The sequence below is a fragment of the Bacillus cereus group sp. BfR-BA-01347 genome, assembly GCF_022663835.1.
Lineage (GTDB): Bacteria > Bacillota > Bacilli > Bacillales > Bacillaceae_G > Bacillus_A > Bacillus_A thuringiensis_K.
Genome location: NZ_JAKUGG010000001.1, coordinates 94,904 through 119,964 on the forward strand (window position 1 = coordinate 94,904; position 25,061 = coordinate 119,964).

Genomic DNA, 25,061 nt, shown 5'->3' on the forward strand with positions numbered 1-25,061 from the left:
GCGTTTTCTATTGCATTCCAAATTTAAGGGTGTATACTAGGCAATGAAGGTTTACTAAACAAGTGAAATTACAGGGGGTTTACTTACTATGGTAGCCGAAAAGGGAACTCAAACAAAAACACAACAACAAAGGGAACAACATTTTGAACTATTGAATTCAACACAAATTGTTATTAGTGAAGCGTTAGAAAAATTGGGTTATCCAAACGAAGTATATGAATTATTAAAAGAACCAATTCGTATGATGACAGTGAAAATACCAGTTCGTATGGATGACGGGACTGTTAAAATATTTACAGGATATCGTGCACAACATAATGATGCTGTTGGTCCAACGAAAGGTGGAATTCGCTTCCATCCGAATGTAACAGAAAATGAAGTGAAAGCACTTTCAATCTGGATGAGTTTAAAATGTGGTATTGTTGATTTACCATATGGTGGAGGTAAGGGTGGAATTATCTGTGATCCACGTGAAATGTCATTCCGTGAGTTAGAAAGATTAAGCCGCGGTTATGTACGAGCAATTAGCCAAATCGTAGGTCCGACGAAAGATATTCCAGCTCCAGATGTATTCACAAACTCTCAAATTATGGCATGGATGATGGATGAGTATAGCCGTATTGATGAATTTAATTCACCAGGATTTATTACAGGTAAACCGCTTGTATTAGGTGGATCACATGGACGTGAAACAGCAACAGCGAAAGGTGTAACAATTTGTATTCGCGAAGCTGCGAAAAAACGTGGCATTGATATTAAGGGTGCACGCGTTGTTGTTCAAGGATTCGGTAATGCTGGTAGCTTCTTAGCTAAATTTATGCATGATGCAGGTGCGAAAGTTATTGCAATCTCAGATGCTTACGGCGCGTTACATGATCCAAACGGATTAGATATTGATTATTTATTAGACCGTCGTGATAGCTTCGGTACAGTAACAAAGCTATTTAACAATACAATTTCAAACAAAGAATTGTTAGAGCTTGATTGCGATATTTTAGTTCCAGCTGCAATTGAGAACCAAATTACAGAAGAAAATGCTAATGATATTAAAGCGAAAATCGTTGTTGAAGCTGCAAATGGTCCAACAACATTAGAAGCGACTAAAATTTTAACAGATCGCGGAATTTTACTTGTTCCAGACGTGTTAGCAAGTGCTGGTGGTGTAACAGTATCTTACTTTGAGTGGGTACAAAATAACCAAGGTTACTACTGGACTGAAGAAGAAGTAGAACAACGTTTAGAAAAAGTAATGGTAAGATCATTTGATTCTATTTATGAAACAGCACAAGTTCGTAAAGTGAACATGCGCTTAGCGGCGTACATGGTTGGTGTTCGTAAAATGGCTGAAGCAAGCCGCTTCAGAGGTTGGGTATAAAATATTATATCTTGAGAAAACGTGATTTCCTTTCGAGGAAATCACGTTTTTTTGTTGAAATATTGAATGAGGTATTGTATATGGAGAATGAAATGCTGGAACGAGTAGAACAATTAGAAGAAAAGGTTAAGAGGTTAGAGGGAGAACTTGCAAGAACGATGAAAGCTCGAAAAATAAGTATCGTTCGGATGTTCGGGGAAGCGCTACTGTTTTTGAGATTTGGTGTGGTTGTAGTAGGGGCGATTATTGCCGTTGTAATCTCAATTTTTACTTGGATTGCTGAAAAATAAAATAAAAACAAAAAAGAACGCTTGTTCTATACGAACAAACGTGCTATACTCTCCTTAGATAAACAAAACGGAAATGATTTTAAGGAGAGATAAATGATGAAAATGACAGTAGACCAAAGATTTATGATGCCAGCAGATGTTGTAGAGCGAGTGGAAGTATTACGAAACAAACAAAGCAAGCGTGGCACATTATTACAATCGGTAAATAAATTTTTCGGTTTAGATACGAAAGAAGATTGTGTTTGGTTTTACGGTTTTTATGGAGTGGCTGTAAGTATCTTGTTGTTTATGGTGTTCACTTCAAATATTTTCGATTTTCTCTTCGCGTAAGAAATATGCGATAAGGACATTGTTACCGAATACATATATAAGGAAGTAAGGTAACCTTCTAGAGCGGGAGTTGGTAGCAATGGCAATGTTTCCTATAGAGCGCAACTATATTGGATATGGAAGTTCACGACCAGGGATTCCTCTGACTAAAGTTAGATTTATTGTAAGCCATGATACGGGGAATCCTGGAAGCAATGCGATAGGAAATCGAGATTACTTTAATGAATTACAACCGAAAGCTTCGGCGCATACATTTATAGATGATAAAACAATATTGGAGATTATTCCTATAAATGAAGTTGCGTATCATGTTCGATATGGTGTGCCGACGGATAATGACTTATATGGCTATGACGCGAATAAGGCGGCCATTGGAGTGGAACTTTGTTATGGCGGTGATGTTAACTTTTGGGAAGCATATAATCGTTTTACATGGTATCATGCGTATTTATGCCAAAACTTTGGCTTAAATCCGAAAAAAGATATCGTGTCACATAAAACGCTTGATCCAGCTAGAAAGATTGATCCTGAGAATGTATTAGGGAAACAAGGTATTAAATTTCAGCAGTTTTTAGCAGATGTCTATCGGATGTACGTTTCGTTTAGATGACAAATATATGAAAAATGAATACAATAAAGATAGGTGCCTACTGCTGTAAGTAGGTTTTTTCTTGTTTTTATAAATAGTGTATTGGTAGAAGACTAGGAGTGGACGAGTATGCAGAAAGAAACAGTTATTATAATCGGAGGCGGTCCGTGCGGATTAGCGGCTGCAATTTCGTTGCAAAAGGTTGGGATAAATCCGTTAGTAATTGAAAAAGGAAACATTGTAAATGCCATTTATAATTATCCAACTCATCAAACATTTTTCTCTTCGAGTGAAAAATTAGAAATTGGTGATGTAGCTTTTATTACAGAAAATCGTAAGCCAGTTCGAAATCAAGCGCTTGCGTATTATCGTGAAGTAGTAAAACGTAAATCTGTACGTGTAAATGCTTTTGAGCGAGTGGAGAAAGTTCAAAAAGATGGAGAAGTTTTTCAGGTTGAGACGACAAAGCGTGACGGAAGTAAAGAAATATATATAGCGAAATATATTGTTGTAGCAACTGGATATTATGATAATCCAAATTATATGAATGTTCCAGGTGAGGAATTGAAGAAAGTAGCTCACTATTTTAAAGAGGGGCATCCTTATTTTGATCGAGATGTAGTAGTTATAGGTGGGAAAAACTCGAGTGTAGATGCCGCGTTAGAACTTGTTAAATCTGGTGCACGTGTAACGGTACTGTATCGTGGAAGTGAGTATTCACCAAGCATAAAGCCTTGGATTTTGCCGGAATTTGAGGCGTTAGTACGAAATGGTACAATTCAAATGCATTTTGGGGCTCATGTGAAAGAAATTACTGAGCATACATTAACGTTTACAGTTGATGGTGAAGCTTTTACAATCAAAAACAATTTTGTATTTGCGATGACTGGTTATCATCCTGATCATAGCTTCTTAACGAAGATGGGTGTTCAGATTGATGAAGAAACAGGACGTCCAATTTATACAGAGGATAGAATGGAAACGAATGCTGAAAATATTTTCATTGCAGGTGTCATTGCTGCTGGAAATAATGCAAATGAAATATTTATCGAGAACGGTAGATTTCATGGAGATGCGATTGCGCAAACCATTGCATTAAGAGAAAAATAAAAAGGAGCTGTCGGGAAAACCTCGACAGCTTCTTTTTATTCGTGCATAAACATATTTTGAATGGATTCATGAGAATTTGTATTCTCTAATGCAACAAGCAATTTAATGCGTGCTTTTTGTGCATTTAAGCCGTATGTGAATACAATGCCCATATCTTTTAAGTGTTTACCGCCACCTTCATACGAATATACGTCTTGAACGATACCGTTGAAACAGCGAGAAACTAATACGACAGGAATACCTTTATTTAATAATCTTTCTAGGCTAGGTAGTGTTCTCGGAGGGAGATTACCTTGTCCAAGAGCTTCGATAACAATGCCGTCTACAGGAAGATTTTCGATTGCTGCTAATAATGTATCATCCATACCAGCATATGCTTTTAGAACAACTACATTTTTAGACACTTTGTTTATCGTATATGTTTCGTGATGTACTAAAGCGTGATGGAAGACAACGCCGCGTTTTGTTACCATTCCAATTGGTCCGTATTGTGGGCTTTGGAATGTTGCGACATTACTTGTATGTGTTTTCGTTACATTTGTAGCGCAATGAATTTCGTCATTTAATACGACTAAAACACCTTTTTCTGCAGCTTCATCACAACTAGCAACTTTTACAGCTGATAAGAAGTTATATAGACCATCAGCACCTAACTCATTGCTAGAGCGCATTGCACCTGTCACTACGATCGGAATAGTTGCTTGTACTGTTAAATCTAAGAAATAAGCTGTTTCTTCTAATGTATCCGTGCCATGCGTAATGACTACGCCATGAATGTTGTCTTGTTTTACTCTTTCATCAATGATGACTTGTAATTGTAACATTTCGCTCGGTGTCATATGAGGAGATGGTAGATGGAACACATCTTCAACGATTAAATCAACATCGCCTTCTAAATCAGGAATGAATTTTAAAAGAGGATTTTTTTCACCTGGTTGTACGACCCCAGTTTCTTTATCTTCCTCCATTGCAATTGTTCCACCTGTGTGTAAAACTAGGATTCTTTTCAATGCTTATACCCCTTTCAAGTAAAAAAATACATTTAGAACATAACATGTTTTGAGTAAATTCGACAATGGAAATGTATAAAAGTATGCCTCGAAAATGACAATAAAATTAACCGCTATATGTACGATGTATAAAATCACGAAACGAAATGGGCAAATATAGTATAGGAGGGAGGGATTGCGGTGAAAAAGATGGAGAGAATTTTTATTCGTATATTAATAATACAATTCATTTGTCTTTCTATTGTGCAATTGTTATTTATACATAAGTCATCAGTGAAATATTTATCTAAAATTGTTTATTATGAGGGTGTCATGGTAAAAAACAAAATGGAAATCTTACAGGTGAATAGGTAGTTTTCATTTTCTTCTATGAAGGATTATGCTACAATAATTGAGGATTTAATGACATGAAGCAAATGAGAAGAAGCAGGGTGAACACCTGCTTTTCGTTTTGTTTTATAAGTGAAAAAATGAGGTGTTACGATGGATAAACGAATTTCAATTGCTATAGATGGTCCAGCAGCTGCTGGGAAAAGTACAGTGGCAAAAGTTGTTGCGAAGGAACTTTCTTACGTTTATATTGATACAGGCGCAATGTACCGTACGCTTACATATGCAGCCCTTGAACAAAAAGTAGACATTGAAAATGAAGAGCAGTTAATGGAAGTTGTAAAGAATGTAAATATTGAGTTTCAGCAAGGAGACAATACACAGCTTGTATTTTTAAATGGACAAGATGTTTCTGAAGTAATTCGTACACCTGATGTGACGAATCGAGTATCTATTGTAGCGAAACATCGCCTTGTTCGTGAAGAAATGGTACGTCGTCAGCAAGAGTTAGCGAAAAAAGGCGGCGTTGTAATGGACGGCCGTGATATTGGTACACATGTATTACCGGATGCTGAAGTGAAAATCTTTATGCTTGCTTCTGTTGAAGAAAGAGCGGAAAGAAGACATTTAGAAAATTTAAATAAAGGTTTCGATTCTAATTTAGAGCAGTTAAAAGAAGAAATTGCTCAGCGTGATAAATTAGATTCAGAACGCGAAGTTTCTCCACTAAAAAAGGCTGATGATGCATTGGAATTAGATACGACTTCTTTATCAATTGAAGAAGTTGTCCAAAAAATTATGAGCATTGTTTCTGGAGTGTTTGCGAAATAAAGAAAGGGGATAATCCTCTTTCTTTTTTTTGTTTAAATAGAAATGTAAAGGATACGTGAATTGTGAGTCTCTTTCCTTGACAAATGAGCTGATTTGTAAGAAGTTAGTTAAAGAGGAATAAAACTGTCAGAATATATTCGCTATTATATTTCAAAACATACTTTTTTCAAGCTAGTTTTGCTGTATACTATTTATATAGGTTTAATATATTTTCTTGTGAATGGTATTGAAAAAGAGTATGTGATGAGAAATTCTTAAACGTGCAAATGAAAACTTTGTTTTCATTTCGTATATACATAAAAAATGCTTTGTCAATTCTGTAGGGAGGTATTTCCATGGTAGAGAAAATGAATGAAGAAGTTATGGATTCAAAAGAATTACAAGTTGGTGACGTTGTTACAGGTTCTGTAACGAAGGTTGAAGAGAAACAAGTGCTTGTAAATGTTGGATACAAAACAGATGGCGTAATTCCAATTAGTGAATTAGCTAACGTTCATATTGAAAAAGCAAGCGATGTTGTAGAATTAGATCAAACACTAGAGTTGAAAATTATTAAATTAGAAGAAGATGATCTTGTCTTATCTAAACGTGCTGTTGATGCAGAAAAAGCATGGGTAGAACTACAAGAGAAATTTACTTCTGGTCATGTATTTGATGTTACTGTAAAAGATATTGTGAATGGCGGATTAGTTGTGGACCTTGGTGTTCGCGGTTTTATTCCAGCTTCACTTGTAGAAGTACATTATGTAGAAGACTTTACTGACTATAAAGGTAAAACATTAGCGGTGAAAATTGTTGAATTAGACCGTGAAAAAAATCGTGTAATCCTTTCGCATAAAGCGGTAGTAGAATTAGAACTAGATTCTAAGAAAAAAGAAGCAATTTCTTCATTAAAAGAAGGGGACGTTGTTGAAGGAACAGTGCAACGATTAACTGACTTTGGCGCATTCGTTAACGTTGGTGGAGTGGACGGCTTAGTTCACATTTCACAAATTTCACACGAACGTGTAGAGCAACCTTCTGAAGTGTTGGAGCAAGGTCAAAAAGTTAAGGTAAAGGTGTTATCTGTTGATGCTGATACACAACGTATTTCTTTATCAATTAAAGCAGCTCAACCAGGACCTTGGGAAAACGTTGCTGGCGAAATAAAAGCTGGAGATATTCGTGAGGGAGTAGTAAAACGCCTTGTTACATTTGGTGCATTCGTTGAGATTTTACCTGGCGTTGAAGGACTTGTACACGTATCTCAAATTGCAAATCGTCACGTGAAAAATCCGAATGAAGTATTGGAAATGGGACAAGAAGTAAAAGTGAAAGTACTTGAAGTTCACGTAGCAGAGAAACGTATTTCTTTAAGTATAAAAGAAGCGCTTGAGGAAAATAATGTAACTGAAGATTATAGTCAGTATGAGCCAAATGCTGATTCTGCTACTTTCCAATTAAGTGATATTATTGGTGAACAACTGAAAAAATTAAAGAAATAATGAGGGGTACAAGTGGTAAGGGCAAAACGTAAATTAGATCATATTGAATATGCTCTTTCTACTGGTCAGTCTCGTACGCATGGCTTTCATGATATTGATTTTGTGCATCAAAGCTTGCCAAATTCAAATTATGACACAATAACATGTGAAACAAAAATCGGCGAACTTTCACTAAGTTCGCCGATTTTTATCAATGCGATGACTGGTGGTGGAGGAGAGAAAACGTTACATATTAATGAGCAATTAGCATATGTAGCGAAACATCATAACCTTGCTATGGCTGTAGGTTCGCAAATGGCGGCGTTAAAAGATGAAAGTGAAGTTGCTTCTTATAAGGTGATTAGAAAGGTAAACCCAAATGGTATTTTCTTTGCTAATTTAGGTAGTGAGGCAACTATCGAGCAGGCAGAGCGCGCCGTTGATATGATTGAAGCGAATGCATTGCAAATTCATTTAAATGTCATACAAGAGTTAACGATGCCAGAAGGAGACCGTGATTTTACTGGAGTACTTCAGCGCATTGAGAAAATTGTTTTAAATAGTAAAGTTCCTATCATTGTAAAAGAAGTTGGATTTGGGATGAGTAAGGAAACGATGCAACAGTTAGCGAACGTAGGTGTAACAGCCATTGATATTGGTGGGCAAGGTGGTACGAATTTTGCTGCTGTTGAAAATGAAAGAAGACAGCGAATGCTTTCTTATTTTAATAACTGGGGCATACAAACAGCAACCTCGATTATTGAAGCAACCTCTACAAATAATAACCTCTCTTTTATTGCATCTGGGGGTATACAAACAGCGCTTGACGTAGCGAAAGCAATCGCATTAGGGGCGAATACAACTGCGTTTGCTGGTTACTTTTTACGTATTTTAATGCAAGATGGTATCGAGAAGTTAGTGGATGAAATTGAGCTTCTACATACAGATTTGAAATTTATTATGACAGCTCTTGGTGCGAAGACGATAGAAGAGTTGCAATCTGTACCTCTTGTTGTAAAGGGTGAAACATATCATTGGTTAATGCAACGTGGTATTGATACTGCGCATTATAGTAGGAGATAAAAAATCAACCGTTCGGTTGATTTTTTTGTTCTATTCTTTTTCGTAATATAAAGTGGAGAATGGAACTAGTATTATATGAAAATATCATTTCGTGAAAATTACAATTGAAAAAGGGTTGAAAATGTAGATGGTGTGTTGTCGAATTACTGGAGAGAATTTAATTTTTAATGGGAATAGGTGAAGGTAAAAAGAAGTAGTGGAAGGATATAGTGCGCAAAATATTATTTTGATATAAATTTAAAACATTAAAATGATTATGTAAAAGACGGTTTCGGACAATATCGAAACCGTCTTTTTGTATTAATTAGTGCTGGTTTTGTTTTCGAGCCTGTTCTGGTGTATCAAGTCCAGTCGCACCTGGATATTGTAGTGATTGATCACGATCGGATTCAACGCGGCGTGATTCTCGTAGTTTTCGTTCTTGGCGATCTTTACCCATAATGAATAACACCTCCTTGTTAAAAGTGTTGCTGTTATAAGAAAAAACTATGCGTAAATAAAGTGGATTAACTTTCATAAAAAGTTCCCATAATGGAAAACATAGGAGGTGAAGTTGATGGATGGAAGTACTTTTTATTTTGTAGCTTGGATAGGGTGGGTCATCGCAACCTTTTTTATGAAAAAGGACCCTATTCGGTGGAAGTTAGGCGCTTGTATACTGATTTTTATAATTTGCTCTCCGTTACATGTAACGATTGCCTCATTCGTGGTATCGGTAAATGCTCTTCTACTTTGTATTATTTCTTTTATAGGGATCACGCTATATTCTGTCTGGAGAAAATTGTATAGCTTACTTTCGGCACTTATTATCGCAATGTTATATACAAGTTTTCATCTGTTAGAAATATATGATCCGATTTGGATTGTGGTGGATAGAGTGTTTCTGCTAAGTAGTGCTCTTGTGTATGCATCGGTGTTATTGCATGGGGATCGCGTATTACGATTATGTTCCCTATATGTAGGAATGTTACAAGGAGAGTTGCTAGTGACATTTATTTTTAGGAAATTGAATTTTCCATATGATTACGGTAGTTTAGCATTTTTTGATATCATCGCCGTTTCTACATTATTCATGGCAGTATTGTTTTTGATTGCAAAAGCATCAGTATACAGGGAACAGTTTAAGAGAAAAACACGTAAAAGAAAGGCGAGGGTAATACATGACTGAATATACACCAGCCATTTTATGCGGCGTAATAGCAGGGACAGTTACAAGGGTGCTAATGCTGCGGACGGATACGCGGCAATATCCGACGAGGCTGCATGGGAAAATCATTCATATTGCAATGGGTTTAATTGCAGCTGCTTTAGGAGCGATTGCAATCCCGTCTATTTTGAAAAAAGATTTTTCTGCCATTACATTTCTTACGTTAGCAGCGACACAATTTCGTGATGTACGTAATATGGAAAGAAATACGCTTCAACAATTAGATGGGTATGAGCTCGTACCGCGTGGAAATACATACATTGAAGGAATTGCATTGGTTTTTGAAAGTCGCAACTATTTGGCAATGTTAACGTCGTTTGCAACGACGTTTGCGTATATAGGGTTCCGTTCATGGATTGCAGGAGTAATTATGGCTATAATCGCATTTTTTATCGCGAAAAAATTAATGTCTGGTAAAAGGCTGCATGATCTTGTTGAAATTGAGCACGTTCCGCTTCGTTTTGAAGGAGCAGGGCTTTATATTGACAATATTTACATTATGAATATTGGATTGCCAGCAAGACAAGAAGAAATTATGAAATATGGTATGGGTTTTATTTTAAAGCCGAAATCAATTGATGCGATGGTTACAATCTCAAATTTAGGGCAACGACAAGCTATTTTACACGATGTTTCAGTAGCGTTAGGGATTTATAGAGATTCTGGTACACCAGCGCTTGTACCGTTAGCAAAGCGTGATTTAGAGGATGGCAGGGTTGGGATTTTTGTCCTGCCGCAAGATCAAGATGCAGAGAAAGCGATAGGTGTCATAGGAAATGTACCAACGTTAGAAAGTGCTGTCCATATGTCATCGGAAGCCCCGAAAGGAAGGGGAGATAAGAGATGATGTTAGAAAGTGTTATTCTGGCAGTTATAACAACGACTCCAGAAAAATTTGCAGGTGGTGCTCCTTTATTCGTTTGCGAATCGACAGAGGAACTAGAATTTGTTGCAAATAATTTAGAGGCAATTTTAGATGGTATTGCACATCGCTTACAAGAGAATGTATATATTATTGTGAAACATTAGCAACGTGTGTTATAATGTGAGGTGTTTTGATACGTTGAGAAATATTCTGGAATGCAAATCCCTTCTTGCACAAAGAAGGGTTTTTTACATAATAAACAGAAGCAAGTTGAAAGGATGAAAGTATATGCCGAAACCAGTAATAGCGATAGTAGGTCGCCCGAACGTAGGGAAATCTACTATTTTCAATAGAATTGTTGGAGAAAGAGTTTCAATCGTAGAAGATATTCCAGGTGTAACGCGTGATCGTATTTATAGCGCTGGAGAATGGTTAAATCATGAATTTAACATTATTGATACGGGCGGAATTGATATTGGAGACGAGCCGTTTTTGACACAAATTCGTCAACAAGCTGAAGTAGCAATTGATGAAGCGGATGTTATCATTTTTATGACAAACGGTCGTGACGGTGTAACAGCAGCTGATGAAGAAGTTGCAAAAATTTTATATCGTTCAAATAAACCGGTTGTACTTGCGGTAAATAAAGTGGACAATCCGGAAATGCGCAGTGACATTTATGACTTTTATGCATTAGGATTTGGCGAACCATTCCCAATTTCAGGTACACACGGATTAGGATTAGGTGACTTACTAGACGAAGCTGCACAACATTTCCCAAAGATTGAAGAAGACGGATATGATGAAGACACAATTCGTTTCTCTTTAATTGGACGTCCAAATGTAGGGAAATCATCACTTGTAAATGCTCTTCTTGGTCAAGAGCGTGTAATTGTTAGTAATGTAGCAGGAACAACTCGTGATGCTGTCGATACACCATATAGTAAAGATGGAAAAGATTATGTAATTATTGATACAGCTGGTATGCGTAAAAAAGGAAAAGTGTATGAAAGTACAGAAAAATATAGTGTACTTCGTGCTCTAAGAGCGATTGAACGTTCTGACGTTGTTTTAGTTGTTTTAGATGGTGAAGAAGGAATTATTGAGCAAGATAAAAAAATCGCTGGATATGCTCATGATTCAGGGCGAGCTGTTGTTATCGTTGTAAATAAATGGGATGCAGTGAAAAAAGACGAGAAAACAATGAAAGCATTTGAAGAAAATATCCGTGCTCATTTCCAATTCTTAGAATACGCACCAATTGTTTTCTTATCTGCAAAAACGAGAAAACGTACACAAACATTAATACCGGTTATCGATGAGGTAAATGAAAGTCATAGTATCCGTATTCAAACGAACGTATTAAACGATGTAATTATGGATGCGGTAGCGATGAATCCGACACCAACTCATAATGGTAGCCGTCTGAAAATTTTCTATGCAACACAAGTTGCGGTAAAACCACCGACATTTGTTGTGTTTGTAAACGATCCAGAATTATTGCACTTCTCATATGAGCGTTTCTTAAAGAATCGCTTACGTGAATCATTTGGCTTCGTAGGAACGCCGATTCACATTATCGCTAGAGCAAGAGACTAATGGAGAGGATGTGATTTTATGACAAAAATCACAGTAGTAGGAGCAGGTAGCTGGGGAACAGCGTTAGCGATGGTATTAGCTGACAATGGACATGATGTACGTATTTGGGGGAATCGCCCAGAACTTATGGATGAAATTAATACGAAACATGAGAATAGTCGATATCTCCCAGGCATTACATTGCCAAGCACAATCGTAGCCTACTCTTCTTTAGAAGAAGCATTAGTAGATGTAAATACAGTACTGCTAGTAGTACCAACGAAAGCGTACAGAGATGTATTACAAGAGATGAAAGAAATTGTTACTGAATCAATTACTTGGATTCATGCGAGCAAAGGAATTGAACCTGGTACGTCAAAACGTATTTCGGAAGTGATTGAGGAAGAAATTCCAGAGCACTTAATTAAAGATGTTGTTGTACTGTCTGGACCGAGTCATGCTGAAGAAGTCGGTTTACGACAAGCGACAACAGTTACGTCTGCAGCAAAGCGTATGGAAGCGGCTGAGGAAGTACAAGATTTATTTATGAATAGTTATTTCCGTGTATACACAAATCCAGATATCGTTGGAGTTGAACTTGGTGGTGCGTTAAAAAATATTATCGCATTAGCTGCTGGTATAACTGATGGTCTTGGATTAGGTGATAATGCAAAAGCAGCATTGATGACACGTGGTTTAACAGAGATTGCTCGTTTAGGAAGAAAGATGGGCGGGAATCCGTTAACGTTTGCTGGTCTAACTGGTATGGGAGACTTAATTGTAACTTGTACAAGTGTTCATAGCCGAAATTGGCGAGCTGGAAATATGCTTGGAAAAGGACACTCTTTAGAAGAAGTGTTAGAAAGTATGGGTATGGTTGTGGAAGGTGTAAGAACAACGAAAGCTGCTCATGAATTGGCAGAGAAAATGGAAGTTGAAATGCCGATTACAGCTGCTTTATATGACGTGCTGTTCAATGGGAATAACGTAAAAGATGCGGTAGGCTCATTGATGGGACGTGTTCGAAAACATGAAGTGGAAGCTATACCTGATTTACTGTAAAGAAAAGCGCCAGAAGTACATTTGTACTTCTGGCGCTTTTTTATTTTTTGGGTCTTTTCACCATTTTTTCATTTTTGCATAGGATGAAGAGTAACTTGAGGAGAGGGTGAAAAGAATGGATAATAACATTTTTAATAATATTGAGAAGGAAGCGAAAGTAAATAAAGAGGATATTTTTAAATTAGCATCATCCGTGCAAAATGCGAATTTACGTGATGAAACTGTACTTCGTCAATTAATTCATCAAGTGGCTCTTATGGCGGGACGTGAAGTGCCGAAAGAGCAAGAGGATCAAATTGTAAAAGCGATTATTAATAATAATATGCCAACAGATTTTGGCTCGTTAAGCAAGATGTTTAAAAAATAAATTATGAGAAACAAAGAGTTTGTAGATTGCATATGATAGCCATGAAAGAATGGGAATAGAGCTGTTTTTGGGCATATTTGGTCAACCGAAGCGAGAGATACAATCGCTTCGGCTTTATTTTTGCCTAGATTGGTGAGAAATGCTGAAAAAACCTATTGATTAAAGTTACATATTCGCAATTTGTAGTAAAATGTTCTTTTTGTATTTGTTTAAAGATTTTAATTTGTTAAAATAGTATAAAAATAGATTAATAAAAAGGGGTGTGTATATGTCAGAAGGGCTTATGAAAATGTGGTTGGCTTTAGGGGCAATTGGATTTATGTTTTTTGCAGTAAGTTTTATTTTATTAAGTAGACATAAAATAAAGAATAAATTTTTGAAAGGGATTACAGCGTTAGTAGCCTACACCCTTATGATTGTGTCAGGAATTGTTATTTTTCTTGTTGTATTTAGTGGACCTGTACAGCAGTAAATGGAATGGTCTCGAAAATACTATATACGGAGCAAGTTATATTAGTATGAAAAGGTGATGCTAGTGAAAAAAGTCTATATTATTTTAATATTTTGTTGTATGAGCCTTTTAACGGGGTGTCTGTATCCGAAAGAAAATATAAAGCAAAATGCGGTTCCTTATGAAGATCAACTACAGGTTGTTCAAAAAGCTGTTGTGACATTTAAGGAGCAAAATGATGGGATATTGCCAATTAAGACGAGGGATATGAGTACACCTATTTATCAAAAGTATCCAATCGATTTTCAACAGATTGCCCCGCGTTACATACAAGAAGCGCCAGGGAATGCGTATGAAAGTGGAGGAGTATATCAATACGTATTAATAGACGTTGAAACAAATCCAACAGTAAAGTTAATTGATGTTAGGATGGCTGAACAAATTCAGGAACTCTCTTTAAAGCTTAGGATGTATCGTGATGAACATCAATATCCACCTTTTAAAAAAGTAATTTCAGATGGTGTATATGAATTGGATTTCAAAAAACTAGGATATAAAGATGTACCACAAGTGACAAGTCCATATTCTGGTAAAGGACTTCCTTTTGTAATTAATGAAAAGGGAGAAGTTTTTGTTGATTATAGAATTGACTTATATGACGCTTTGAAAAAAAATGAAGGGCAGTTTACAGAGGGAGAAGATATTCGAAATATACTTTTGAAAGCTTCCCCGTTTGTACCAGCTTATTCTTTACCGTACACAGTAAAGGACGGAGAACCAATTTTTTTAAAATGATAAGTCATGAACCTTTCTTTTAGTGAATAAGTTCTAGAAGAAAGGTTTTTTATGTTATACAACTTACGATGCAAACAAAAGATATTTTTTAATAGTCATATGAAATTGGACAAAATTATATGATATATTGTCCGAACTTCTAGAATACCATTATATTATATCAGATATTATAGGCAACGTTAGAGAAGGTATTAGTTGACTATAAACGCGGAATTATTCCCAAAAATTTTGAGGGAGGGAATCACTTGGAAAAGGTAGATATTTTTAAAGATATTGCAGAACGAACAGGCGGTGATATTTATTTTGGAGTTGTAGGAGCTGTTCGAACAGGGAAATCAACATTCATTAAAAAATTTATGGAACTTGTAGTTATTCCAAATATTGAGAATGAGTCTGACCGTCAAAGAGCGCAGGATGAATTGCCTCAAAGTGCTGCTGGTCGTACAATTATGACGACGGAACCGAAGTTTGTTCCAAACCAAGCGGTTTCTATCGAAGTAGATGAAGGACTTGAAGTGAATATTCGATTAGTAGATTGTGTTGGATATACGGTTCCTGGAGCGAAGGGCTATGAAGATGAGAATGGCCCGCGCATGATTAATACCCCTTGGTATGAAGAACCTATTCCATTCCATGAAGCTGCAGAAATCGGCACGCGTAAAGTAATTCAAGAACATTCAACAATTGGTGTTGTAATTACAACAGATGGAACAATTGGTGAAATTCCAAGAAGAGATTATATAGAGGCAGAAGAACGCGTTGTAAATGAGTTGAAAGAAGTAGGAAAACCTTTCATTATGATAATTAATACGGTACAGCCGTATCATCCAGATACAGAGCAATTACGCCAAAGTTTATCAGAAGAATATGATATCCCGGTTATTGCAATGAGTGTGGAGAGTTTAAGAGAAACAGATGTATATAATGTACTTCGTGAAGCGTTATTTGAATTCCCTGTATTAGAAGTGAATGTGAACCTTCCAAGCTGGGTGATGGTGCTAAATGAAGGGCATTGGTTGCGTCAAAGTTATCAAGAAGCAGTTCAAGAAACTGTGAAGGATATAAAACGTCTTCGTGATGTGGATCGCGTTGTTTGGCAGTTTAGTCAATATGAATTTATTGATCGAGCGAGCCTAGCTGGCATTGATATGGGGCAAGGTGTGGCGGAGATTGATTTATATGCGCCAGATGAATTATATGATCAGATTTTAAAAGAAGTAGTAGGAGTAGAAATTCGAGGGAAAGATCATTTATTAAAGCTTATGCTCGATTTATCTCATGCGAAAATAGAGTACGATCAAGTGGCGGATGCACTGCGTATGGTTAAGCAAACAGGATATGGTGTAGCAGCGCCTGCATTAGCGGATATGAGCTTAGATGAGCCAGAAATTATTCGTCACGGTTCAAGGTTTGGTGTGAAGTTAAAAGCAGTAGCGCCATCTATTCATATGATTAAAGTAGATGTAGAGTCAACGTTTGAGCCGATTATAGGTACTGAAAAGCAAAGTGAAGAATTAGTTCGTTATTTAATGCAAGATTTTGAAGATGACCCGTTATCAATTTGGAATTCTGATATATTTGGACGTTCACTTAGCTCGATTGTTCGAGAAGGAATTCAGGCAAAATTATCTTTAATGCCAGAAAATGCTAGATATAAATTAAAAGAAACGCTAGAAAGAATTATTAATGAAGGATCTGGCGGATTAATTGCGATTATACTATAATAAAAAATCCCTCTCATTGTAGAGGGATTTTTTATTTTTTTGATTGTAAAATAGAAAAATAAACAGTCATTATCTAATACATTGTTGTAAATTGTCAAGTTTCATCAGATTTTCACATTTTCAGAGTAACAATTTCCTTAAAAATATTGAATTATAAAGGAGAATCGTATAATATAGGCGTTGATAATGATTTATCTACATCTTTGTAGTATAGAATTTGCAAAAATTGCCTACAAATGAAAGTAAGACTCATTTTATGATCATTATACAGTCTTATCTTTGGGAGGAGGTGAATGGCATGAACAAGACAGATTTAATCAATGCTGTTGCAGAAGCAAGTTCCCTTTCTAAAAAGGACGCAACAAAAGCAGTAGACGCTGTTTTTGATTCTATCTTAGAAGCTTTAAAACAAGGTGATAAAGTACAACTGATCGGATTCGGTAACTTCGAAGTTCGTGAGCGTGCGGCTCGTAAAGGTCGTAACCCACAAACAGGTGAGGAGATTGAAATCGCTGCAAGTAAAGTACCTGCATTCAAACCTGGTAAAGCGTTAAAAGATGCGGTTAAATAATCCTTACATATTAACAGGGAAGAAGAGTTTCCTTTTTGGGAACTCTTCTTTTTGCTTTTAAAAACATAAATATGCTAGAATGTGTTCGTATCACTTTTAGGTTTTCGGGAGGGCTAGCGGATGGCAAAAGTTAATTTAGAACAAATTGAACATGCAGTACGCCTTATTTTAGAGGCGATTGGGGATGACCCAAATCGTGAGGGAGTACTTGATACACCAAAGCGTGTTGCAAAAATGTACGCAGAAGTGTTCTCAGGTATGCATGAAGATCCGAAAGAGCATTTGCATAAAGTATTCGGAGAAGATCACGAAGAGCTTGTACTAGTAAAAGATATACCATTTTATTCGATGTGTGAGCATCATTTAGTTCCATTCTATGGAGTTGCTCACGTTGCATATATTCCGCAAGGTGGAAAGGTGACAGGGTTAAGTAAATTAGCTCGTACTGTAGATACAATTGCACGTCGTCCACAACTGCAAGAACGTATTACATCAACAGTAGCGAACTCTATTATGGAAGTACTAGAGCCTCATGGTGTAATGGTAGTAGTAGAAGCAGAACATATGTGTATGACGATGCGTGGTGTGAAAAAACCAGGTGCGAAAACAGTAACGACAGCAGTACGTGGTGTGCTTGAAAATGATGCTGCAGCACGCAGTGAAATTTTATCGTTTATTAAAACGAAGTAAAGAAAAGCGGGAAACTGCTTTTCTTTTTTTTTTTAGTAAATAAATGATATAGTTTTAACTAGACAGAGTGAGATTAGAAAGATTGCTTACATGAATGGTAGGTGTAGCCAAGTTTTGGTTATAGAAAATAGAGTGTATGTGTTATAATAAGTTTTATGAATTAGAAAACAAGGGTGATTTTTTGTGTGTGACATCTACGGAGGGTATGCGGGTATAAAAGAAAAATTGATGGAGAAATTACGCCATCCTTATTTTATAAACTATATTGAAGAACCATTTATTGATGAAGAAAAGATAGCATTGTTATATGGTGCTTTAAAGAGTGCAAACTTACATATAGAACAAATTGAGCATTACGTAGTAACAATTATGCTTGTACAAATTGCGCTTGATACACATGAAAGGGTATCAAATAAAGTAGGCGAGGAAGAAATTGAATCGCATAAATGTCGTCAATTAACAGTACTTGCAGGCGATTACTATAGTGGACTATATTATTATTTATTGTCTATGAACCGTGATATTGTTTTAATTCGTGCACTTGCTGAAGGAATTAAAGAGATAAATGAACACAAAATTATGTTATACCAAAAAGCGCATGAAACGATGAATGACATAATGAAAAGCATAGTAACGATTGAGTCTGCACTCCTTCAAAAAACATGTGATCATTTTCATTTATCACATTGGAAGCCATTTATCACATACGTATTAGGTGGAAATCGCCTTCAAAAAGAAATTCAATTGTATGCTGATAAACAACATTCACCTGTTTTTCAAGCTATGCAAGATGCTTTAGGGGATAAAGCAGAAGTAGTGATTAATGGTTGGATGAAGGACTTGAGAAAGAAAGAAAAACAATTTTTAGAAAATCACACAGATATAAATAAAATAAATTCTGTGTTAAGGAATAAATAGAAGACATAAGCAATTTTACATTGGAAGAAGGTACGAGCATGCAACAATCAAAAGAAGAAAGAGTACATGACGTATTTGAAAAGATTTCTGATAAATACGATGTGATGAATTCTGTAATTAGTTTTCAAAGACATAAAGCGTGGCGTAAAGAAACGATGCGAATTATGGATGTACAACCAGGCAGTCAAGCGCTTGATGTATGCTGTGGAACCGCGGATTGGACAATTGCGCTAGCTGGAGCCGTAGGTGAACAAGGAAAGGTTGTTGGCTTAGACTTCAGTGAAAATATGTTATCTGTCGGTAAGCAAAAGGTAGAGGCGTTACAATTAAAACAAGTAGAACTTCTACATGGGAATGCAATGGAACTTCCGTTTGAAGATAATACGTTTGATTATGTGACGATTGGGTTTGGTTTACGTAACGTGCCGGATTATATGCACGTATTAAAAGAAATGACGCGTGTAGTAAAACCAGGTGGAAAAGTAATCTGTTTAGAAACATCTCAACCAACAATGATTGGTTTTCGACAAGGGTATATTTTATACTTTAAATATATCATGCCGTTATTTGGAAAGATGTTTGCGAAAAGTTATAAAGAATATTCATGGCTTCAAGAATCTGCTAGTACGTTCCCAGGAATGAAAGAATTGGCTCAAATGTTTGAGCAAGCTGGACTTGAACGTGTGCAAGTGAAACCATTTACTTTTGGGGTAGCAGCGATGCATTTAGGTATTAAACCAGAATCAAAATAGAAAAAAGAAGTTTTAGGTTAAGGTGAACAATATGAAGTTACAACTTATGTACTCTTTTTTACGATCGGATATTAATGTGATAGAAAAAGAATTAAAAAAGACAGTCGCTTCTGAACAGCCATTAGTAGAAGAGGCAGCATTACAGCTTATTGAAGCTGGTGGGAAACGAATTCGTCCTGTATTTGTGTTGCTTGCAGGGAAATTTGGAGATTATAAGTTAGATGCGATTAAGCATGTTGCTGTTGCGTTAGAACTTATTCATATGGCTTCTCTTGTTCACGATGATGTTATTGATGCTGCATTTTTACGACGCGGCAGTGCGACTGTGAATGCGAAATGGGGAGATCGTATTGCGATGTATACAGGGGACTATCTGTTCGCTAAGTCTCTTGAATGTATAACAAATATCGAAATTCCAGAGGCGCATCAAGCGTTATCACATACTATTTTAGAAGTCTGTAAAGGTGAAATTGAACAAATTAAAGATAAATACAATTATGACCAAAATTTAAGAACGTATTTAAGAAGAATAAAGCGAAAAACAGCATTATTAATTGCCGCGAGTTGTCAATTGGGAGCGATTGCTGCTGGTGCTAATCGTGATACGGTAAATCGTCTATTTTGGTATGGGTATTTTGTAGGGATGTCTTATCAAATTATTGATGACATTTTAGACTTCGTTTCCACAGAAGAGAAACTTGGAAAACCTGCTGGCGGAGATTTACTACAAGGGAATATTACACTTCCTGCTTTATATGCGATGGAAGATCCAGTACTTCGTCAGAAAATCACATCTGTACATGAAAATTCAACAGCAAGTGAAATGCAAGAAATTATTGATGCTGTAAAAAATAGTACAGCAATTGATCAAGCATTTGCGTTTAGTGAACGTTATTTACATAAAGCTTTAGAAATAATAAAACCACTTCCACGTGGAAAAGCAAAGTACGCATTACAAAATGTTGCAAAGTATATTGGAAAACGAAAATTTTAATGTTTATTCTAAAAAATAAAATAATCTCTCTATTTCAAAACTATTGCACAATTGTGATAAGGGTGATAATATGTGTGTGGGGATATACAATTACATACATAATTCAGAAGTGGAGAGATTTTTTATGGAAAAAACATTTCTAATGGTAAAACCAGACGGTGTACAACGTGCCTTCATTGGGGAAATTGTAGCTCGTTTTGAGAAAAAAGGCTTTCAATTAGTTGGTGCAAAATTAATGCAAGTCACTCCGGAAATTGCTGGACAACACTACGCTGAGCATAAGGAAAAACCTTTCTTTGGTGAGTTAGTAGAGTTTATTACATCTGGACCTGTATTCGCAATGGTATGGCAAGGTGATGGTGTAGTAGATACAGCGCGTAACATGATGGGGAAAACAAGACCACATGAAGCAGCTCCTGGAACAATTCGTGGAGATTTCGGTGTAACTGTTGCGAAAAACATTATCCATGGTTCTGATTCTTTAGAAAGCGCAGAGCGCGAGATTGCTATTTTCTTTAAAGAAGAAGAATTAGTTGACTACTCAAAATTAATGAATGAATGGATTTACTAATTATTTTGAAATAATTTGTAAACGCTTTAATCACTGTGATAATAGTAAAAAGTGCAAGGAGAATAGGGGTATTCTTCTTGCACTTTTTTTATTTTCAGTTAGTTACGAAGTTTGAGCTGTTATGATATGTTGATATTTAAATTAGGCCTATCGGAAATATAGAATAAGAAAATGGTCGATTTATGATATAATTTCTTTAATATTTTTAGAATGATAAAAGTTAATATAGTGAGATAAATACATATACGAAAAGAGGAATAACGTATGCGATATATTACAGCTGGTGAATCTCATGGTCCACAACTTACAACGATTATAGAAGGTGTTCCGGCAGGATTGTCTTTAGTAGCAGATGATATAAACGAAGAGTTAGCTAGAAGGCAAAAGGGATATGGGCGCGGTAGACGCATGCAAATTGAAACGGATCAAGTGCAAATTTTAAGTGGTGTTAGACATGGAGAAACATTAGGTTCCCCTATTGCACTTGTTGTTGAAAATCGTGATTTTGCACACTGGACAAAAATTATGGGGGCGGAGCCTTTAACTGAGCAAGAAGAAAAAGAGATGAAAAGGAAAGTGACAAAACCAAGGCCTGGGCATGCTGATTTAAATGGTGCGATTAAATATGGTCATAGAGATATGAGGAATGTACTGGAACGCTCGTCAGCGCGCGAAACGACGGTACGTGTTGCTGCTGGTGCGGTTGCTAAAAAGGTGTTAGCAGAACTTGGTATTAAAGTGGCGGGCCATGTAATTGAAATTGGCGGTGTACAAGCTAAGGAGATTACGTATAGTTCAATTGAAGAATTAAAGAGTATTACAGAAGCATCTTCTGTACGTTGCTTAGATGAAGAAGCTGGTAACCAAATGATGAAAGCGATTGATGATGCGAAAGCAAATGGTGATTCAATTGGTGGAATCGTTGAAGTAATTGTGGAAGGGATGCCAATTGGAGTAGGTAGCTACGTGCATTATGATCGAAAACTGGATGCGAAATTAGCAGCTGCAATTATGAGTATTAATGCTTTTAAAGGTGTCGAGATTGGAATTGGTTTTGAAGCAGCGCATAGACCAGGAAGTGAAGTTCATGATGAAATTCTGTGGGATGAGGAGCATGGATATACACGAAGAACAAATAATGCAGGTGGACTAGAAGGCGGTATGACGACTGGAATGCCAATTGTTGTGCGCGGTGTGATGAAACCGATACCTACACTTTATAAACCTCTTCAAAGTGTAGATATTGATACGAAAGAGCCTTTTACAGCGAGTATTGAACGTTCAGATAGTTGTGCAGTGCCAGCAGCTAGTGTCGTTGCAGAAGCGGTTGTGGCTTGGGAATTAGCGACAGCTTTAATAGAACAATTCGGATTAGATCGTATGGAACTAATTCGTGAAAATATTGAGAAACATAATGAATATGCGAGGGGATTTTAATGGGAAACATACATATTCAAACGAAATCAAAAGAATATGATGTACATGTTGGTAAAGAAGCGTTGTCAAACTTAACAATGATCGTTCAAAATATGCAGCCAGCGGTATCTAACGTAATGATCATTTCAGATGAAGCTGTTGCATCACTACATTTACAGACAGTTATCGATGCATTACAAGTAGAGCAGCACGTGTTTTCGTTTGTTGTACCAAGTGGCGAAAAAGAGAAGTCTTTCGAAAATTTCTATGCGGCTCATACGTCAGCTCTTGAAAATAAATTAGATAGAAATTCTTTAATTCTTGCACTTGGAGGCGGAATGATTGGAGATTTAGCTGGTTTTGTTGCTGCATCGTTTATGCGTGGTATTCGCTTTGTGCAGGTTCCGACAACTTTATTAGCGCACGATAGCGCAGTGGGTGGGAAAGTAGCGATTAACCATCCGTTAGGTAAAAATATGATTGGTGCATTCCATCAGCCAGAAGCAGTTGTATATCATACACCGTTTTTACAGTCTCTTCCTGAAAAAGAGTGGCGTTCAGGTTATGCAGAGGTGATAAAGCATGCTCTTATCGGTGATGTGGAGCTATACCATTGGTTAAAAGAAGAAGTGCAAACATTAGCGGATCTTCATGATGAGAAGTTAATCCATATATTAACGAAGGCGATTCCTGTAAAGGCAAATGTTGTGTCACAAGATGAAACAGAGAAGGGTATACGTGCTCATTTGAACTTTGGACATACGTTAGGACATGCTCTTGAAAAAGAGCTAGGGTATGGAAATATTACTCACGGTGACGGTGTAGCGGTTGGAATGTTATTCGCCATATTTTTAAGTGAGCAAGTGTACAAGGTTGATCTTGCTTATGAAGATATGAAGCAGTGGTTCTTGAAATACGGCTATCCAAAAATGCCAAGAGATTTGAATGTAGAGCGCCTCGTTCAATTGATGAAACAAGATAAGAAAGCAAATGCAGGAGCAATTCATATGGTGCTTATGCAGGAATATGGGGTAGTGAATGTCGTATCTATTTCAGATGAGACTGTTCATATTGCGTTAGAGGCATTTCAAAAAGATATGGTTTAAAATGATAGCGAAGTGCTGTGAAGTGCTCATTTAGAGGTATTCTCGTAATAGTGACGGTTATGACAAAAGATTACAGTAAGGGGCTATAACCGTATTGTAATCAAATTGAATGAAATGACTGGGGGAAGAAAAATGAGAGTGAAAGAGCAATTGTTAACTTTGAGAGCGTATGTGCCTGGGAAAAACATTGAAGAAGTAAAAAGGGAATATGGTTTATCAAAAATTGTGAAATTAGCATCCAACGAAAATCCATTCGGTTGTTCAGCACGTGTGACAGAAGCATTAACTTCTTTAGCGAGCCAATATGCCCTTTATCCAGATGGATATGCCTTTGAACTTCGGACAAAAGTAGCGGAACATTTAGGTGTAAAAGCAGAACAACTACTATTTGGTAGTGGATTAGATGAAGTCATTCAAATGATTAGCCGAGCGTTACTACATGAAGGAACAAACGTTGTAATGGCGAATCCTACGTTTTCACAATATCATCACCATGCTGTTATTGAAGGAGCAGAAGTTCGTGAAGTATCACTTAAAGATGGTATTCACGATTTAGATGCAATGCTAGAGCAAGTAGATGAGAAAACGAAAATTGTATGGATTTGTAATCCGAATAATCCAACAGGTACATATGTTGAGAAACAAAAATTACTTTCATTTTTAGAATCAGTTCCTAAGTCGGCTCTCGTTATTATGGACGAAGCATATTATGAATACGCGGAAGCAGAAGATTATCCGCAAACATTACCACTTCTTGAAAAGTATGAAAATCTTATGGTTTTACGCACGTTTTCAAAAGCATATGGTTTAGCTGCTTTTCGTATCGGATATGCGATTGGGGATGCGAAGTTAATCGGACAGCTAGAAGTAGCTAGGTTACCATTCAATACATCAACTGTAGCCCAATCTGTAGCACTCGCTGCATTAGAAGATCAAGCATTTTTACAAGATTGTGTGCAAAAGAATGCTGAAGGTTTAAATCAGTATTATGCATTTTGTAAAGAATATAACGTATTCTATTATCCATCTCAAACAAATTTCATTTTCTTAAAACTTGGTATACCGGGTAATGAAGCTTTCGAACGATTAATGAAAAAAGGATATATCGTTCGTTCTGGTGCTGCATTTGGTATCGATGATGGTATTCGTATTACTGTCGGTTTGAAGGAAGAAAATGATGAAATTATAGAGTTGCTGAAAGAGCTTGTAAATGAGCAAGTACAGAAAGAAGAAACATATTCTTAAGAGATTGTGAAGGCTCCTAGTATAGGAGCCTTTTTTATCGCATTAAAAATAAAGGTTGAAGACTGCTAATTAAGTTATTCTGTAAACCACGGTTTGTATGGCTCGATAATTAGTGAGAGAAGTTATTTGCACGGTCATAAAAGAAAGCGGTACAATAGAAGATGAGGATAAGGTATCGGTGTCATATCCGAACCTTTTGAACAATTACCTACTCTGTAAGAAGAAGTATAAGAAGATGCATGCTCATTCTAAAGGTTGCGTTCTAACAGTGAGTTGCTTATGATAAAGTGAAACTTTAATCAGTGGGGGGATGTTTATCCCCCGCTAATTATTAGTTG

The 25,061-nt window shown here is 36.5% G+C and carries 29 protein-coding genes; 27 read left to right on the top strand and 2 right to left on the bottom strand.

Translation table 11 applies throughout. The annotated features are described in order from the left end of the window. Positions 1-88 precede the first annotated feature (88 nt). The 5 genes from gudB (at position 89) to MR143_RS00520 (ending at position 3,694) form a co-directional block, all read left to right on the top strand. On the top strand, positions 89-1,375 hold the full coding sequence (gene gudB / locus MR143_RS00500) for an NAD-specific glutamate dehydrogenase (RefSeq protein ID WP_000225173.1): 1,287 nt from the start codon (positions 89-91) through the stop codon (positions 1,373-1,375). Between the two features lie 80 nt (positions 1,376-1,455). Continuing rightward, entirely contained in the window at positions 1,456-1,665 is a 210-nt protein-coding gene (locus MR143_RS00505) for a hypothetical protein (protein WP_199717565.1), read from the top strand. 93 nt (positions 1,666-1,758) lie between these two features. Continuing rightward, positions 1,759-1,995, top strand: coding sequence for a DUF3961 domain-containing protein (locus MR143_RS00510; RefSeq protein ID WP_001983018.1), 237 nt, complete (start codon positions 1,759-1,761; stop codon positions 1,993-1,995). Positions 1,996-2,074: 79 nt separating this feature from the next. Beyond that, positions 2,075-2,605, top strand: coding sequence for a peptidoglycan recognition protein family protein (locus tag MR143_RS00515; RefSeq protein ID WP_001240655.1), 531 nt, complete (start codon positions 2,075-2,077; stop codon positions 2,603-2,605). 108 nt (positions 2,606-2,713) lie between these two features. Further along, the gene (locus tag MR143_RS00520) at positions 2,714-3,694 is read left to right on the top strand and encodes a YpdA family putative bacillithiol disulfide reductase (RefSeq protein ID WP_001168513.1); all 981 of its coding nucleotides are present in this window, start codon (positions 2,714-2,716) and stop codon (positions 3,692-3,694) included. Between the two features lie 35 nt (positions 3,695-3,729). Here MR143_RS00520 and ansA read toward each other — a convergent pair whose 3' ends face one another. Further along, on the bottom strand, positions 3,730-4,704 hold the full coding sequence (ansA, locus tag MR143_RS00525) for an asparaginase (RefSeq protein WP_000822009.1): 975 nt from the start codon (positions 4,702-4,704) through the stop codon (positions 3,730-3,732). 180 nt (positions 4,705-4,884) lie between these two features. On the opposite strand from ansA, the gene MR143_RS00530 reads away from it, so the two are divergent. The 4 genes from MR143_RS00530 to MR143_RS00545 all read left to right on the top strand — a co-directional run bounded on the left by MR143_RS00530 (position 4,885) and on the right by MR143_RS00545 (position 8,411). Beyond that, entirely contained in the window at positions 4,885-5,058 is a 174-nt protein-coding gene (locus tag MR143_RS00530) for a YpfB family protein (RefSeq protein WP_199717564.1), read from the top strand. Between the two features lie 129 nt (positions 5,059-5,187). Further along, the gene (gene cmk / locus MR143_RS00535) at positions 5,188-5,865 is read left to right on the top strand and encodes a (d)CMP kinase (protein WP_000361251.1); all 678 of its coding nucleotides are present in this window, start codon (positions 5,188-5,190) and stop codon (positions 5,863-5,865) included. A 335-nt stretch (positions 5,866-6,200) separates the two neighbouring features. Further along, on the top strand, positions 6,201-7,349 hold the full coding sequence (gene rpsA, locus MR143_RS00540) for a 30S ribosomal protein S1 (RefSeq protein WP_000229559.1): 1,149 nt from the start codon (positions 6,201-6,203) through the stop codon (positions 7,347-7,349). A gap of 12 nt (positions 7,350-7,361) precedes the next feature. Then, positions 7,362-8,411: a type 2 isopentenyl-diphosphate Delta-isomerase gene (locus tag MR143_RS00545; RefSeq protein WP_000251039.1), complete on the top strand. Its 1,050-nt coding sequence runs from the start codon at positions 7,362-7,364 to the stop codon at positions 8,409-8,411. Between the two features lie 304 nt (positions 8,412-8,715). Here MR143_RS00545 and MR143_RS00550 read toward each other — a convergent pair whose 3' ends face one another. Next, positions 8,716-8,850 carry a YpzI family protein gene (locus MR143_RS00550; RefSeq protein WP_000513900.1) on the bottom strand — a complete coding sequence of 45 codons (135 nt, stop codon included), beginning with the start codon at positions 8,848-8,850 and terminating at the stop codon, positions 8,716-8,718. A gap of 117 nt (positions 8,851-8,967) precedes the next feature. Here MR143_RS00550 and MR143_RS00555 point away from each other — a divergent pair, with 117 nt between their 5' ends. From MR143_RS00555 to hisC, 18 genes are all read left to right on the top strand, one after another. Further along, entirely contained in the window at positions 8,968-9,579 is a 612-nt protein-coding gene (locus MR143_RS00555; RefSeq protein WP_000349109.1) for a YphA family membrane protein, read from the top strand. Beyond that, on the top strand, positions 9,572-10,465 hold the full coding sequence (locus MR143_RS00560; RefSeq protein ID WP_000141596.1) for a YIEGIA family protein: 894 nt from the start codon (positions 9,572-9,574) through the stop codon (positions 10,463-10,465). Before MR143_RS00555 ends, MR143_RS00560 begins: the two co-directional genes overlap by 8 nt. Next, positions 10,462-10,647, top strand: a complete 186-nt coding sequence (locus MR143_RS00565; RefSeq protein ID WP_000979059.1) for a capping complex subunit for YIEGIA — start codon at positions 10,462-10,464, stop codon at positions 10,645-10,647. Before MR143_RS00560 ends, MR143_RS00565 begins: the two co-directional genes overlap by 4 nt. Positions 10,648-10,771: 124 nt before the next feature. Continuing rightward, positions 10,772-12,082 (top strand): ribosome biogenesis GTPase Der, encoded by a 1,311-nt coding sequence (gene der, locus MR143_RS00570; protein WP_001125893.1) that lies wholly within the window; start codon positions 10,772-10,774, stop codon positions 12,080-12,082. Between the two features lie 18 nt (positions 12,083-12,100). Further along, on the top strand, positions 12,101-13,123 hold the full coding sequence (locus MR143_RS00575) for an NAD(P)H-dependent glycerol-3-phosphate dehydrogenase (protein ID WP_000161764.1): 1,023 nt from the start codon (positions 12,101-12,103) through the stop codon (positions 13,121-13,123). 115 nt (positions 13,124-13,238) lie between these two features. After that, positions 13,239-13,490, top strand: coding sequence for a stage VI sporulation protein F (locus tag MR143_RS00580; protein WP_000369754.1), 252 nt, complete (start codon positions 13,239-13,241; stop codon positions 13,488-13,490). A gap of 268 nt (positions 13,491-13,758) precedes the next feature. Beyond that, positions 13,759-13,962: a DUF2768 domain-containing protein gene (locus MR143_RS00585; RefSeq protein ID WP_001289004.1), complete on the top strand. Its 204-nt coding sequence runs from the start codon at positions 13,759-13,761 to the stop codon at positions 13,960-13,962. 63 nt (positions 13,963-14,025) lie between these two features. Continuing rightward, a complete protein-coding gene (locus MR143_RS00590; RefSeq protein WP_000758623.1) occupies positions 14,026-14,736 on the top strand; it encodes a hypothetical protein in 711 nt (236 codons plus the stop codon). A gap of 245 nt (positions 14,737-14,981) precedes the next feature. Continuing rightward, complete coding sequence (gene spoIVA / locus MR143_RS00595; protein WP_000416519.1) at positions 14,982-16,460, top strand: stage IV sporulation protein A; 1,479 nt, start codon at positions 14,982-14,984, stop codon at positions 16,458-16,460. Between the two features lie 298 nt (positions 16,461-16,758). Then, positions 16,759-17,031, top strand: coding sequence for an HU family DNA-binding protein (locus MR143_RS00600; protein ID WP_001043860.1), 273 nt, complete (start codon positions 16,759-16,761; stop codon positions 17,029-17,031). A gap of 120 nt (positions 17,032-17,151) precedes the next feature. Further along, a complete protein-coding gene (gene folE, locus MR143_RS00605) occupies positions 17,152-17,721 on the top strand; it encodes a GTP cyclohydrolase I FolE (protein ID WP_001151482.1) in 570 nt (189 codons plus the stop codon). Between the two features lie 183 nt (positions 17,722-17,904). Then, positions 17,905-18,639: a heptaprenyl diphosphate synthase component 1 gene (locus tag MR143_RS00610; protein WP_000332856.1), complete on the top strand. Its 735-nt coding sequence runs from the start codon at positions 17,905-17,907 to the stop codon at positions 18,637-18,639. 38 nt (positions 18,640-18,677) lie between these two features. Further along, on the top strand, positions 18,678-19,391 hold the full coding sequence (menG, locus tag MR143_RS00615; RefSeq protein WP_001187674.1) for a 2-heptaprenyl-1,4-naphthoquinone methyltransferase: 714 nt from the start codon (positions 18,678-18,680) through the stop codon (positions 19,389-19,391). A 31-nt stretch (positions 19,392-19,422) separates the two neighbouring features. Continuing rightward, positions 19,423-20,385: a heptaprenyl diphosphate synthase component II gene (gene hepT / locus MR143_RS00620; protein ID WP_000776077.1), complete on the top strand. Its 963-nt coding sequence runs from the start codon at positions 19,423-19,425 to the stop codon at positions 20,383-20,385. A 124-nt stretch (positions 20,386-20,509) separates the two neighbouring features. After that, positions 20,510-20,956 (top strand): nucleoside-diphosphate kinase, encoded by a 447-nt coding sequence (gene ndk, locus MR143_RS00625; protein ID WP_046945519.1) that lies wholly within the window; start codon positions 20,510-20,512, stop codon positions 20,954-20,956. A gap of 264 nt (positions 20,957-21,220) precedes the next feature. After that, positions 21,221-22,393, top strand: a complete 1,173-nt coding sequence (aroC, locus tag MR143_RS00630; protein WP_001269388.1) for a chorismate synthase — start codon at positions 21,221-21,223, stop codon at positions 22,391-22,393. After that, positions 22,393-23,478: a 3-dehydroquinate synthase gene (gene aroB / locus MR143_RS00635; RefSeq protein WP_000526810.1), complete on the top strand. Its 1,086-nt coding sequence runs from the start codon at positions 22,393-22,395 to the stop codon at positions 23,476-23,478. The genes aroC and aroB overlap by 1 nt, the downstream gene beginning before the upstream one ends. A gap of 132 nt (positions 23,479-23,610) precedes the next feature. After that, positions 23,611-24,723 carry a histidinol-phosphate transaminase gene (hisC, locus tag MR143_RS00640; RefSeq protein WP_001264023.1) on the top strand — a complete coding sequence of 371 codons (1,113 nt, stop codon included), beginning with the start codon at positions 23,611-23,613 and terminating at the stop codon, positions 24,721-24,723. Positions 24,724-25,061: the final 338 nt, after the last annotated feature.